At 68.0% G+C, this 12,632-nt stretch carries 14 protein-coding genes; 9 read left to right on the forward strand and 5 right to left on the reverse strand.

Annotation, left to right across the window (positions count from 1 at the left end; translation table 11 throughout):
• The coding region (locus tag B3E91_RS05920; RefSeq protein ID WP_287028698.1) for an ATPase at nt 1-663 on the forward strand (663 nt) is incomplete at its 5' end.
• 149 nt (nt 664-812) lie between these two features.
• On the opposite strand, the gene B3E91_RS05925 is transcribed toward B3E91_RS05920, so the two are convergent.
• The 3 genes from B3E91_RS05925 to B3E91_RS05935 all read right to left on the reverse strand — a co-directional run bounded on the left by B3E91_RS05925 (nt 813) and on the right by B3E91_RS05935 (nt 3,428).
• Nucleotides 813-1,862 (reverse strand): alkene reductase, encoded by a 1,050-nt coding sequence (locus tag B3E91_RS05925; protein ID WP_286785579.1) that lies wholly within the window; start codon nt 1,860-1,862, stop codon nt 813-815.
• Between the two features lie 23 nt (nt 1,863-1,885).
• Nucleotides 1,886-3,049 (reverse strand): MFS transporter, encoded by a 1,164-nt coding sequence (locus B3E91_RS05930; protein WP_273231451.1) that lies wholly within the window; start codon nt 3,047-3,049, stop codon nt 1,886-1,888.
• A gap of 76 nt (nt 3,050-3,125) precedes the next feature.
• A complete protein-coding gene (locus B3E91_RS05935; protein WP_273231455.1) occupies nt 3,126-3,428 on the reverse strand; it encodes an ArsR/SmtB family transcription factor in 303 nt (100 codons plus the stop codon).
• A gap of 128 nt (nt 3,429-3,556) precedes the next feature.
• Between B3E91_RS05935 and B3E91_RS05940 the strand changes: the two genes are divergently transcribed.
• Together B3E91_RS05940 and B3E91_RS05945 are read left to right on the forward strand one after the other, a co-directional pair.
• Complete coding sequence (locus B3E91_RS05940; RefSeq protein ID WP_273231457.1) at nt 3,557-4,132, forward strand: ACP phosphodiesterase; 576 nt, start codon at nt 3,557-3,559, stop codon at nt 4,130-4,132.
• A gap of 107 nt (nt 4,133-4,239) precedes the next feature.
• Nucleotides 4,240-5,037 carry a universal stress protein gene (locus tag B3E91_RS05945; protein WP_287028699.1) on the forward strand — a complete coding sequence of 266 codons (798 nt, stop codon included), beginning with the start codon at nt 4,240-4,242 and terminating at the stop codon, nt 5,035-5,037.
• Nucleotides 5,038-5,099: 62 nt separating this feature from the next.
• Here the strand turns inward: B3E91_RS05945 and B3E91_RS05950 are convergent, their stop codons facing one another.
• Nucleotides 5,100-5,858 carry a lysophospholipid acyltransferase family protein gene (locus B3E91_RS05950; protein WP_287028700.1) on the reverse strand — a complete coding sequence of 253 codons (759 nt, stop codon included), beginning with the start codon at nt 5,856-5,858 and terminating at the stop codon, nt 5,100-5,102.
• Nucleotides 5,858-6,613, reverse strand: coding sequence for an L-ornithine N(alpha)-acyltransferase (gene olsB, locus B3E91_RS05955; protein WP_287028701.1), 756 nt, complete (start codon nt 6,611-6,613; stop codon nt 5,858-5,860). Before olsB ends, B3E91_RS05950 begins: the two co-directional genes overlap by 1 nt.
• A 127-nt stretch (nt 6,614-6,740) precedes the next feature.
• On the opposite strand from olsB, the gene B3E91_RS05960 reads away from it, so the two are divergent.
• From B3E91_RS05960 to B3E91_RS05985, 6 genes are all read left to right on the forward strand, one after another.
• A complete protein-coding gene (locus B3E91_RS05960) occupies nt 6,741-7,619 on the forward strand; it encodes an acyl-CoA dehydrogenase family protein (protein WP_287028702.1) in 879 nt (292 codons plus the stop codon).
• Nucleotides 7,620-7,816: 197 nt separating this feature from the next.
• Nucleotides 7,817-8,359, forward strand: a complete 543-nt coding sequence (locus tag B3E91_RS05965) for a Csu type fimbrial protein (RefSeq protein WP_273231471.1) — start codon at nt 7,817-7,819, stop codon at nt 8,357-8,359.
• A gap of 47 nt (nt 8,360-8,406) precedes the next feature.
• Complete coding sequence (locus tag B3E91_RS05970) at nt 8,407-8,907, forward strand: Csu type fimbrial protein (RefSeq protein ID WP_422662667.1); 501 nt, start codon at nt 8,407-8,409, stop codon at nt 8,905-8,907.
• Nucleotides 8,904-9,467 (forward strand): Csu type fimbrial protein, encoded by a 564-nt coding sequence (locus tag B3E91_RS05975; protein WP_287028704.1) that lies wholly within the window; start codon nt 8,904-8,906, stop codon nt 9,465-9,467. Before B3E91_RS05970 ends, B3E91_RS05975 begins: the two co-directional genes overlap by 4 nt.
• Before the next feature lie 14 nt (nt 9,468-9,481).
• Nucleotides 9,482-10,264 carry a fimbrial biogenesis chaperone gene (locus B3E91_RS05980; protein ID WP_287028705.1) on the forward strand — a complete coding sequence of 261 codons (783 nt, stop codon included), beginning with the start codon at nt 9,482-9,484 and terminating at the stop codon, nt 10,262-10,264.
• Between the two features lie 114 nt (nt 10,265-10,378).
• A complete protein-coding gene (locus B3E91_RS05985) occupies nt 10,379-12,619 on the forward strand; it encodes a fimbria/pilus outer membrane usher protein (RefSeq protein WP_287028706.1) in 2,241 nt (746 codons plus the stop codon).
• Nucleotides 12,620-12,632 lie beyond the last annotated feature (13 nt).

A 12,632-nucleotide genomic window follows, 5' to 3' on the forward strand; every position in this document is an offset into this window, starting at 1 on the left:
CTGGGCTGGTGGAGCTACCAGCAGATCTCGCTGATGGAGCAGCAACTGGTGGCGACCCAGGAAAGCTTCGCGCGGATCAGCGAGGAAGCCGCCGGGCGCATCCAGGACATCACCGGCAAGGTGGTGGCCACCGAGTCCAACGTCACCAGCGGCAGCGAGGCGCTCAAGCTGCAGGTGAAACAGTTGCAGACCAAGCTCGCCGATATCGGCAAACAGCAGCAGACGCTGGTCACCCAGCAGACCAGCCAGGACCAGCGCGCCGACCAGTTGAGCAAGGACCTGGCGGCCCTGCAGAGTGCCGCGGACGGTCGCCTGAAAAGCCTCGCCGGCGACGTCGAAACGCTGAAGGGCAGCCAGGGCGACCTGGGCAAGCTGACCAGTCAGGTGAAGAGCGTGTCGACCCAGGTCGAACAGCTCGAGCCGCAGCTCAAGAGCCTTTCCGCCGATGTGCAGACGCTGAAGAAGCAGAACCCGAGCCAGGCCATCGACAGCCTGCAACAGGACCTGCTGGTACTGCGCAGCGAGCTGGACAACCGTCCGGCGCAAGCGCAGGGCGGCCCCGCAACCGCCGAGTTCGACGCCTTCCGCGCGCAGATGACCCGCAACATCAGCACGCTGCAGAGCCAGGTGCAGAACCTGCAGCAGCAACTCAACGCCCGCTGAGGGGAGAGGGTAGGGTGGGCTTCAGCCCACCGCCGGATGCTTTTTGGTGGGGGCGGTGGGCTGAAGCCCACCCTACGATCAGCTTCCCCACTCTGCGCCGAACAAAAAAAGCCCCGCGATTGCGGGGCTTTTTCATTGCGGCTGATGCCTCACAGGCGCGGGTAGTCGATGTAGCCGACCGGGCCCTGGCCGTAGAAGGTTTCCGGGTGCGGCGTGTTCAACGGCGCATCGGCCTCCAGGCGCGCCGGCAGGTCCGGGTTGGCGATGAAGGGAACGCCGAAGGCGACCGCGTCGGCCTTGCCGCTTTCCAGCCAGGCGTTGGCCTGCTCCTTGGTGAAGCGTTCGTTGGCGATGTACACGCCGCCGAACTGCTGCTTGAGTTGCGGGCCGAGGCTGTCGTCGGCTTCCTTCTCGCGGGCGCAGATGAAGGCGATGCCGCGCTTGCCCAGCTCACGGGCCACGTAGCCGAAGGTCTCGGCGCGGTTCGAGTCGCCCATGTCGTGGGAATCGGCGCGCGGCGCCAGGTGCATGCCGACGCGCCCCGGTGCCCAGACGCCGAGGACCGCGTCGGTGACTTCCAGCATCAGGCGGGCGCGGTTTTCCAGCGAGCCGCCGTACTGGTCGTCGCGCTGGTTGGTCGAGTCCTGCAGGAACTGGTCGAGCAGATAGCCGTTGGCGCCGTGGATTTCCACGCCGTCGAAACCGGCGCGCTTGGCGTTCTCGGCACCCTTGCGATAGGCCTCGACGATGCCTGCGATCTCCGCCGTTTCCAGCGCGCGCGGGGTGACGAACTCTTTCATCGGGCGTACCAGGCTGACGTGGCCGGCCGGTTTCAGCGCGCTCGGCGCCACCGGCAGTTCACCGTCGAGGTACAGCGGGTCAGAAATCCGCCCGACGTGCCACAGCTGCAGGACGATGCGTCCGCCGTTGGCGTGCACGGCCTGGGTGATGTTGCTCCAGCCGGCGACCTGTTCCTCGGACCAGATGCCGGGGGTGTCGGGGTAACCGACGCCCATCGGCGTCACCGAGGTGGCCTCGCTGATGATCAGCCCGGCCGAGGCGCGCTGCACGTAGTACTCGGCCATCAGCGCGTTGGGCACGCGCCCGGCGTCGGCGCGGCAGCGGGTCAGCGGCGCCATGATGATGCGGTTGGGCAACTCGAGGTCGCCGACTTTGATGGGATCGAAAAGCGTAGGCATGTTCGTTACTCCGGTTGCGTTGGTCATTCGGTTACAGGCATGAAACGGGCTTTGCCGGCGCTGAAGGTGATCAGCGTGGCGATCAGCGCCAGCACGGCGAGTACGGCGGCGGCCAGGGGGACGCGGGTCAGGCCGAGGCCCTGGTCGATGACCAGTCCGCCGACCCAGGCGCCCAGCGCGTTGCCGACGTTGAAGGCGCCGATGTTCAGGGTGGAAACCAGGTTCGGTGCGCCCTGGCCGAAGGCGACCACGTTGACCTGCAACGCCGGAACGGCGGCGAAGGAGGCGGCGGCCCAGAGGAACAGGGTGATTTCGGTCGGCACCAGGGCCTGGCTGGTCCAGCTCAGCGCGGTGGACACCAGCGCCATCGCGGCGAACACGCCGAGCATCGTGGTGCGCAGGCGCCAGTCGGCCAGGCGCCCGCCGATCACGTTACCGACGGTGAGACCCAGGCCGATCAGCAGCAGCGTCCAGGTCACCCCGCGCGGCGACACGCCGGTGACTTCGCCGAGCAGCGGCGCGACGTAGGTGAACAGGGCGAACATCGAGGCGGCGAACAGCACCGTGGTGCTCAGCGCCAGCCACACACCGGCGCCGCTGAGGGCGCGCAGCTCGGCGCGCAGGTCGGTCTTTTCCTCGTCGTGTCTGTTCGGCAGCACTTTCCACAGGCCGATCAGGGCCACAACGCCGATCAGTGTCACCGCCCAGAAGGTCGAACGCCAGCCGGCGGACTGGCCGAGCGCGGTGCCCAGCGGCACGCCGAGCACGTTGGCCAGTGTCAGACCGGTGAACATCAGCGCCACCGCGGAGGCGCGGCGGTTGGCCGGCACCAGGCTGGCGGCGACCACCGAACCGATGCCGAAGAAGGCGCCGTGGCAGAGCGCGGTGACCACCCTGGCTAGCATCAGCAGGTCGTAGTTGGCGGCCAGCGCACAGAACAGATTGCCGGCGATGAAGAAGCTCATCAGCACCAGCAGGGCGCCCTTGCGCGGCAGGCGCGCCGTGGCCATGGCCATGAAGGGCGCGCCGATGGCGACACCCAGGGCGTAGCCGGTGACCAGCCAGCCAGCACCGGGGATGGAGACGCGCAGGTCGGCAGCCACCTCGGGCAGCAGGCCCATGATGACGAATTCGGTGGTGCCGATGGCAAACGCGGACAAAGCGAGTACGAGAAGCGAAGTAGGCATGCGCCGGCTCCTGATGTAATTCAGTGGTGGCAGTGGCCAAAGGGCCAGGGCAGGACCAAGTCCTGCTAGCAGCTGTTCAAAGCTCGTCGCTCAACTGCTGGAGGAATTCGCGAATCACCGCATCGTTGCGGCTGAAGAAACTCCACTGGCCGATCTTCTTGCTGCTGATCAGGCCGGCGCGCTGCAAGGTCGCCAGGTGCGCGGAAATCGTCGATTGCGACAGCCCGGCGCGCGCGTCGATCTTGCCGGCACAGACGCCCATCTCGAACGGATGGTCCTGCTCGGTGAAATGCGCGTGCGGGTCCTTCAGCCAGTGCAGGATTTCCCGGCGTACCGGGTGAGCCAGCGCTTTGATGATGTCGTCGAGGTCGAGGGGCATGGAGGTTCTCCGGTGTTCCGGTAAAACGGTATATCGCGATGGAGCGAACTATATATCGGTATTTCGCGATATGCAAATATGTCGTTCCCGGACATGGCAGCCGGCGGCGCGCACCGCACACTGATTCGATGAACTACCTCGCACATCTTCACCTGGGCGGCGAGCAGCCGGCGCAGCTTCTCGGCAGTCTCTACGGCGACTTCGTCAAAGGGCCGCTGGAAGGGCGCTTCCCCGAACCCGTCGAAGCGGCGATCCGCCTGCATCGGCGCATCGACGCCTACACCGACAGTCATCCGCTGGTACGCCAGGCCAAGCAGCGCTTCCCGCTGCAACACCGGCGCATCGCCGGCGTGCTGCTCGACCTGTTCTTCGACCACTGCCTGGCGCGTGACTGGCCGGATTACGCGGAGCAGCCTCTGGATGCCTTCACCGCGCACGTCTATCGGGTGCTCGCCGGGGAACCGGCGTTGCCCGAGCGCCTGGCTTATGTCGCCCCGCGCATGGCCGCGCAGGACTGGCTCGGCAGCTACCGCGAGTTCGCCGTGCTCGGCCAGGTGATCCAGGGCATGAGCCGGCGCCTGTCGCGTCCCGAGTTGCTGGCCGGCACGCTGCCGCTGCTGAGCGACCTGTACGAGCCGTTGAGCGACGATTTCCGGCAGTTCTACCCCGAACTGCTCGGCTTCGTGCGGCAAACCTCCGCCTGAATCCTGCCCGCCGCAGCGCGACTTTCTTCGCTGACCTGTATCAACGGCCCCGCGCGGGCACTCGGGTCGAATAAGCCGCTCGACCCAGGCAGGCACAGAGGAAACACATGGACAGATTGGTGGTGGCAACGGACCTATCCAGCCGCTCGGACCGTGCGCTGCTGCGCGCCGCGCAGCTGGCGGGCCGCTTCGGCTGCGAATGGACGATTCTGCATGTGGTCGACGACGACGTGCCGTCGGTGCTGGTCGAACGGGTGGTCAGCCAGGTCAACGACCTGCTGCTGGCCAAGGCGGAGAAACTGGCCGACGTCGCCGGCCAGTGGCCGCGCGTGATGGTCGCCAGCGGCAATGTCGAGGAAACCATCATCGAGGTCGCCCGCGGGTTGTCCGCCGAGGTGTTGCTGGTGGGCACGCACCGTCGCCTGGCACTGCGGCAGCTGTTCCTCGGTAGTACCAGCGAGCGGGTGATTCGCAGTAGCCCGATCCCGGTACTGCGGGTCGGCAGCGCGAATGCGCCCTACGAACGGCTGCTGTTGGCACTCGACCTGTCGCCGCGCTCGGCGGACGTGTTGCGCACGACGCGCGCACTGGGGCTGCTGGAGGCGCTGCATCCGATGGTGCTGCATGCCTTCGTGCCGGGCGATGGCGCCGAGGCGCAGGCGCGCCTGGCGTTGCGCCAGTTCTTCCGCGGCCAGCATGTCGAGTTCGACGACTACCAGCTGCTGGTGGCCGGGGAGGAACCGCTGGCGATCGTCGGCCGCCTGCCGCTGGAGGTTCAGCCGCAGCTGCTGGCGATCGGCACGCCCGGGCGGGAAACCTCGGACAACCACATGCACGGCAGCGTCGCGGTGGAGCTTCTGCGCGGGCTCGACTGTGACATCCTCTGCGTGCCGCCGCGCAGCTAAGCGCCCATGAATGAAAAGCCCCTGGCCGAGTGATCGTCCAGGGGCTTTTTGCTGGCGCCGGCTCAGGCGGCCCGGGCAGCCTCGGTTTCCCCGTAGAGCGCGCGTTCAATGCAGGCGCGCGCCTGGTCGGCCAGTTGCGAGCGAGTGCGGCCCAGGCTGGCGATGGGTTCGAGGAACTGGATGCGCACCTCGGCGATCTCGCCGGCGAACAGGCGACGCAGGTGCCTCACCAGCTCGTCGTCGCCGACGAAGGGCGCCAGCGGATCGCGCTCGCCGTCGCGCAGGTAGCTGATCGCCAGCGGTTGCAGCGGCCGTTGAGCCTCGATGGCGGCGCCGAGCATGCGCCCGTGGAAGTGCCGCACGCTGGCGCCGTCGCTGCTGGTGCCCTCGGGGAAGACCAGCACCGGCAAGCCCCGCCGCAGCCGGTGTGCCATCGACTGGCTCAGCGCGCCGCTGTCGCCGGCTCCACGACGAATGAACAGGGTGCCGGCCTGCTGCGCCAGCCAGCCGGCGAGCGGCCAGTGGCGCACGTCGGACTTGGACAGGAAGGACAGCGGTGCCAACCCGCCGATCAGCGGGATGTCGGCCCAGGAAACGTGGTTGCTGACCCACAGCATCGGCTGGCGCGGCGGCGCGCCCTCGATGCGCAGGCGAAACGGCAGCGCGCGCCCCAGGTGGGCAAGGAACCGCCGTGTCAGACGCTGGCGCAGCGGCAGCAACTCGCGTCGGGTAAGGGCGCAGAGCAGGGCCACCAGCCCGCCGAGCGCCGCGCCGAGGGCCAGCACGGCGAACAGCCGGGCGAAGCGCAGGGCGACCCGCATCAGACGGCCGCCTTGAAGTGACGGGCGTAGCGCGGGCACAGCTCGTCGCGCTTGAGCAGGACGAAAACGTCGGCGCTCTGGAAGTCCGGGTCCCAGCAGGGTTCACCGCAGACCTTGGCACCCAGGCGCATGTAGGCCTTGAGCAGCGGCGGCATCTCGACGATCAGGTTGTCCGGCAGCTCCAGCCGCGGCAGCGGGTTGGTCGGCTCGGCGCGCAGGTGTTCGGTGCTCAGATGGCGTTCGCGCAAGCGCTGCATCACCGCCTGGGCCTGGATGCCGCCGTCGCGCAGGGAGATGCTCGCGCAGCCCATCAGGTAGCGGTAGTCACCTTCGTTCAGCACTTCGGCCAACTCGCTCCAGAGCACGGCGATGGTGCCGCCGTTGCGGTAGCGCGGATCGACACAGGTGCGGCCGATTTCCAGCAGCGGACCTTGCAGGCCGTCCAGGCCGTGCAGCTTGAATTCCTTCTCGCTGTAGAAGCGCCCCAGGCGGGCGGCGGCACGGTGGTCGAGCAGCCGGGTGGTGGCGACCAGCTCGCCGCTTTGCAGGTCGCGCACGCCGATGTGGCTGCAGTGCCGGTCGAACTCGTCGCTGTCCAGGCCGGCGTCGGCGCCGTCCAGTTGCGCGTCGAATTCGGCGCTGAATACGCGAAAGCGCAGCGACTGCGCCTCCTGCAGCGCTCGCCGGCCGACCAGGCGTTCGGCTTGCGGGCGACGGACGTGGCGGGTTTCGCGGTCAAGGGCGAGTTGCGTCATGGCAAGCCTCCGGAGGCAGCGGGTTGCGGCCGGTCGGTAATGTTGGGCAAGCTCAGGCTAGGTACCCGTGGTGTCGACCGGATGACCGTTCGGTGACACTTGCATGACGCCCACCGAGGACATCGCTATGCCCTGGCAGCCCCTGCTTGGTTCGCTCGATCGGCTGCCCGCCGACCTGGCCCTGGACGACTGGTACGACGCCTTGCTGCAGCGGGCGGGCGAAGGCTCGCCGATGGAGCTGGCGATGCTCGCCGGACGCCTGGCGGCGACGCCCGGGCTGGCGTTTCTCGGTGGCTACCAGGCTGCGCTTCGCGTGCTCTGGCCATCGGCGCCGGCCAGCCTCGGCGCGCTGTGCGTGACCGAGCAGCGCAGCACCCGGCCGGCGGACATGCGGACGCGCCTGGACGGTTTGCTGCTGGACGGGCGCAAGGATTTCGTCACTGCCGCCGACGCCGCCGACTGGCTGCTGGTCGCCGCGCGCGACGAAGCGCCGGGCGCGTCCCCGCGACTGGCACTGTGCGTGGTGCGCAACGGCGCACCCGGCGTGCGCGTGGAAAAACTGTCGGCGCTGCCGCTGATGCCCGACATCGCCCATGGCCGGCTGCACCTGCAGGGCGCGCAGTGCCAACGTCTGGCCGGCGATGGCTGGGACGACTACACGAAGCCGTTCCGCACCCTCGAGGACATCCATGTGCTGAGTGCGGTGCTGGCCTGGGTCTACGGCGTCGGCATGGAATGCGACTGGCCGCAGGCGTTGCGCCTGCGTTTGCTGGCACTGCTCGCCGGTTGCGCCGAAGTCGGACGGTTGTGCGCGCGCGCTTCGGCGACGCACCTCCTGCTCGCCGGGCTTTTCGCGCAGATGGATGCCCTGCGCGGCGAACTCGATGCGGCCTTCGCGGCGGGGCCCTCCCAGTGGTCCGCCCTCTGGCAGCGGGACGCGGGGTTGCTCGATCTGGCCGCCAAGGCCCGCGCCAGACGCCTGGAAAAGGCCCTGGCGAACGCCTGAGCAGAAGGCTGGCAAAGCGCCACCTTAGGACCCTTAGGGCGCGGCCTTAGGGGGCTCGTAGGGGTTTACCCAATTTCGGCGATTGACCGGCGTCAATAAAATTCACCCCAAGCGTACCGACACAACGAAGTGCATCGCAGCTGATGGGCAGCGCCTCGTGAACCTACCTCTCTCCAGGTACGCCAAGGAGAATGAAGATGCTGTCCAAGAAAATCATCGCCGGCGCCGCCCTCGTAATCGCCTCCCTCTCTGCCGGTTCCGCCCTCGCCGCAGGCTCCCTGCAAGGCCAGATGAACGTGCAGATCACCGTCGGTAGCGGTTGCACCGTCACCAACGGCACCAACGACGGTTCCAACAACGCTTTCGGCAACCTGACCTTCGGCAGCTACGCCGACCTCGCCAACATCGTCAACGGGCGCTCGGTCGGCTCGGGCGGCGGCAGCTCCTTCGGCGTCAAGTGCAGCCAGGGCACCGCCTACAGCGTCGCCCTCGACTCCGGCCAGAACGCCAGCGGCAACCAGCGCCGTATGCAGCACAACGGCGAGTTCGTGAACTACGACCTTTACCAGGACACCAGCCGTAGCCAGGCCTGGGGCAACGGCAGCAACGGCGGCACCACGCTGGCCGGCGTCGGCACCGGCAACAACAGCGAGCTGGTCGTCTACGGTCGCGTTCCGGCGCAGACCACCCCGTCGCCGGGCACCTACCTGGACACCGTACAAGTCACGGTCGCCTGGTAATTCCACGTCTGCCTGCGGAGCACTCGACCTTGGCCTGGCACTTCTTGCTGCGCGCCGCGCTCTTCGCGGTGCTGCTCGGCGGCTCCTACGCGAGCCACGCCGCCAGCAAGACCGCCACCCTCGGCGTTCAGGCCACCCTGCTGCCCGCCTGCACGGCAGGAAGCAGCGTCTCGGGAACGGTCTCCTTCGGTACCTTCAATTTCGGCACCTACCTGACCCTGGACTCGGCGGTCAGCATGGTCGGCCAGGCCGGTTCCGGCGCATTGCGCGTCAATTGCCTGAACAACACCCCGTACCGCGTGCTGATCAGCGCCGGCGGTTCCGGCTCGGTGGCCAATCGCAGGATGACCGGCCCCGGTGCTAAGACCCTTGGCTACAACCTCTACACCGACGCCGCCTTCACCACCGTGTGGAACGACAGCACCGGCGTCAGCCGCACCGGCAACGGCGAGGACCAGTGGCTGCCGGTGTACGGGCGCGTCCCGGCGCAGGCTGTGCCGCTGGCCGGCGTGTACACCGACACCCTGACCGTGACGATCAGCTGGTGAAAAGGCGGCCTGGATTTCGTGCGCGCCTGTGCCTGGCGTGCCTGCCGGCGGTCCTGGCGGGAATGCCGGGCGCGGCATCGGCCGATACCGGCAGCAACGAGCTGACCCTGACCGCCAGCTTTCAGCTCAGCGCCTCGGTGCAGGCCGGCTGCGTGCTCGGTGGCGGCAGCACCGACGCCACCAGTTTCGGCCGCATCGACTTCGGCCAGCTGGCCAGCCTGAGCGCCGACGTCAAGGTGGCGAGCACCGTCAGCGGTGGCTCGATCCAGCTGCAATGCACGCCCGGCACCGCGCTGACCATCTCGCTGAACAGCGGCGCGAATGCGGCCTCGGGTGCGCGCTACATGGCTAAAGGCGGTGAGCGACTACGCTATCAGTTATATCAGGACGCCTCGTACGCCACGGTGTGGGGCGACCAGAACAGCGGGACGCCGTTGAGCATGACCTTTCCCGCCGGCGGCACGCTGTCCCTGCCGGTGTACGCACGTCTGTTCGCCAGCAGCCCGTTACCTTCGGCCGGTCTCTATTCCGACGTCGTGACCGTGACTGTCACCTACTGAGAACGAACCTTCCTATGCCTGATGCCCGTTCCTCCCGCCATCTCCGTATCTTCCGCCGCCTGCTCGGCGTGCTGGGTTTCGCCGGTCTGCTGGGCAGCGCGCAGGCCGCCACCTCGGTGCTGATCTGGCCGATCAACCCGGTCATCGAGGGCGAGGGCAGCGGTGTCGCGCTGTGGTTGGAAAACCGGGGCGACGCGCCGGTGAAGCTGCAGACGCGCGTACTCGACTGGAAGCAGCAGGGTTTCGCTGACCAGCTCGGCGCGCAGCAGGGCGTCGTCGCGAGTCCGCCGATCATCAGCGTCGAGCCGGGCAAGCGTCAGTTGATCCGGCTCATTCGCCGGCAGCCCGCGCCGCCGGGCGTCGAGCAGGCCTACCGCGTGCTGGTGGACGAGCTGATCCCGGAAGGCGGCTCCCAGGGCGACAAGGCCGGCGTGCAGTTCCAGATGCGTTACTCGGTGCCCCTGTTCGTCTACGGCGCCGGCCTGGCCGCGCCAAAGGACGGCGCCGCCATCGCCGATGACAAGGCGGCCGCCGTGGCCCTGAGCTATCGCGTGGAGAGCGAAGGTGGCCGCCGCTGGTTGCGCCTGCACAACGCCGGCAGCGTTCACGCGCGGCTGTCCGAGGTTCGCCTGGTCCAGGGCGGCAAGGCCGTGCCGGTTGCCGAGGGGCTGCTCGGTTACGTGCTGCCCGGCGCCGACATGCGCTGGCTGATGCCGGAGGCTGTGCAGTCCGGCGCGTTCACCCTCGAGGCACGGGTGAACGAGCGCAGCGATCCGCAGACCATCGGTGCTCGGTAGCGGGTTGGGGCCAGCGTGCGGGGGCTGATATGGAGTGTTTTGCGGGCGTGTCGTCGATCGCTGCTGCTGTGCCTGTGCATGGCCGGCACGCCTGCGTCGGCCGACGAGGAGCCGATGCAGCTGTTCCTCGAACTGGTGCTCAACGAGCTGCCGACCGGGCAGATCATCGAGGTGCAGGCCGTCGGGGAGCACTACCTCGTGGCGCGGCGTGACCTGATCGCCGCCGGCCTCAAGCTCGATGCCGAGGGCGCTGACCCCGTCGCGCTGGACAGCCTCGCCGGCGTGCGCAGCACCTACGAGCAGGAAATGCAGCAGCTCAGGCTGGACGTCCCGGTCGAATGGCTGCCGCGCCAGCAGATCGGTGTGGCCAATGGCGGCGACCGGATCGAGGCCGTCACCTCGCTTGGCGCGCTGTTCAACTACGACGTCTATTACAGCAACACCGACGGCGGCAATGCGCTGGCCAGCGCCTTCACCGAGCAGCGCGTGTTCGGCGAAAAGGGCGTGTTCTCCAACAGCGGCGTCTATCGGCGCAGCTTCGGCGGTGTCGGCGATCTCGATGGCTACTACCGCTACGACAGCTACTGGCGCTTCAACGATCAGCAACGCCTGCTCAGCTATGCCGCGGGCGACGTGGTCAGCGGCGCGCTGACCTGGAACAGCGCGGTGCGCCTGGGCGGCGTACAGCTGTCGCGCAACTTCGCCCTGCGCCCGGACCTGATCACCTATCCGATGCCGCGCTTCTCCGGCGACGCTTCGGTGCCGAGCACTGTCGACCTGTTCATCGACAATACCCGGGTCAGCAGCGAGACCCTCAAGCCGGGGCCGTTCACCTTCAACAGTGCGCCGGTGATCAGCGGCGCCGGGCAAGCCACCGTGGTGACCACCGACGCGCTGGGACGCCAGGTGGCGACCACGGTGCCGTTCTACGTCACCAACACCCTGCTGCAAAAGGGCCTGACGGACTATTCGCTGTCCCTCGGCCGGCTGCGGCAGAACTACGGGCTGGAGAACTTCTCCTACGGTCGCTATGCCGGCAGCGGCACCTTCCGCTACGGCCTCAACGACCGGATCACCCTGGAAAGCCACGCGGAAGCCGCCAGCGGCTTCCAGCTGACCGGCATCGGCAGCACCTTCTCGGTCGGCACCTTCGGCAGCGTCACTTCCTCGGTCAGCCAGAGCCACTACACCGACAGCGGCCAGCAGTACAGCCTCGGCTACAGCTATTTCTCGCGCCTGTTCGGCGTCTCGGCGCAGCGTATCGAACGCACCCGCGGCTTCGCCGACCTGAGCGTGGTCGAGGCGCTGGACGCGCGTCCGCTGGACAACTTCCTGCTCAAGCGCAGCGACCAGGTGACCCTGACCTTCAGCCCGTCGGGGCTTGGCTCGGTCGGCATCGGCTACTTCGCCAACCTGGCGCAGGACGGCAACAGCACCCGGCTGATCAACCTGTCCTGGTCGCGCACGCTGTGGAAGAACATCAGCTTCTACCTATCGCTCAATCGCGTGCTGGACGAGGACGGCTACGCCGCCCAGGCGCAGGTGGTGGTGCCCTTCGACATGCTCTCGACCCTCAGCGCCAGCACCGACCGCAGCCGCAGCGGGCGCTATTCGCAGCGGGTCAACTACAGCCGCAACGCACCCAGCGAAGGCGGCGTGGGGATGAACCTCAGCTACGGCAGCGGCGACAGCGAATACACCCAGGCCGACTTCACCTGGCGCAACCAGAGTGTGCAGCTGCAGGGCGGTGCCTACAGCGATGCCGGCGAGATGACCCACTGGGGCGACGCCAGCGGATCGCTGGTGGCGATGGACGGCGGCCTGTTCGCCACCAACCGGGTCGACGATGCCTTCGTGCTGGTCAGCACCGACGGCTACCCGGGCGTGCCGGTGACCTTCGAGCACCAGTTGATCGGCGAGACCGACCGCAACGGCCATCTGTTGGTGCCCTGGGTGCCGTCGTACTACCGCGGCCAGTACGAGGTGGATCTGCTGAACCTGCCGAGCAACGTGGTCGCCGGCGAAACCCAGCAATTCATCGCGGTGGGCCAGGGCAGTGGCGCGTTGCTCGCCTTCGCACTGCGCCAGCAGTTCTCCGCCAGCGTCGTGCTGGTCGACGAGAGTGGCGCGTTCCTGCCCCAGGGCGCGGTGGCCACGCTGGTCGGCGGCACCGGGAGAAGCCAGGTCGGCTGGGACGGCGTGGCCTACTTCGAGAACCTCGCCGCGCACAACGAGCTGGACGTACGGACTCCCGAGGCTGGCCAGTGCCGCGCCCGTTTCGACATCGACCCGCACATCGCCGAAATGGCGCAGATCGGCCCCCTGACCTGTCATCGAACCACCGGAGCGCCATGAACAGAGTTTCCCC

It is taken from the genome of Pseudomonas sp. UBA6310, from assembly GCF_002438225.1.
In the GTDB taxonomy this organism is placed as follows: Bacteria; Pseudomonadota; Gammaproteobacteria; order Pseudomonadales; family Pseudomonadaceae; genus Pseudomonas_O; species Pseudomonas_O kuykendallii.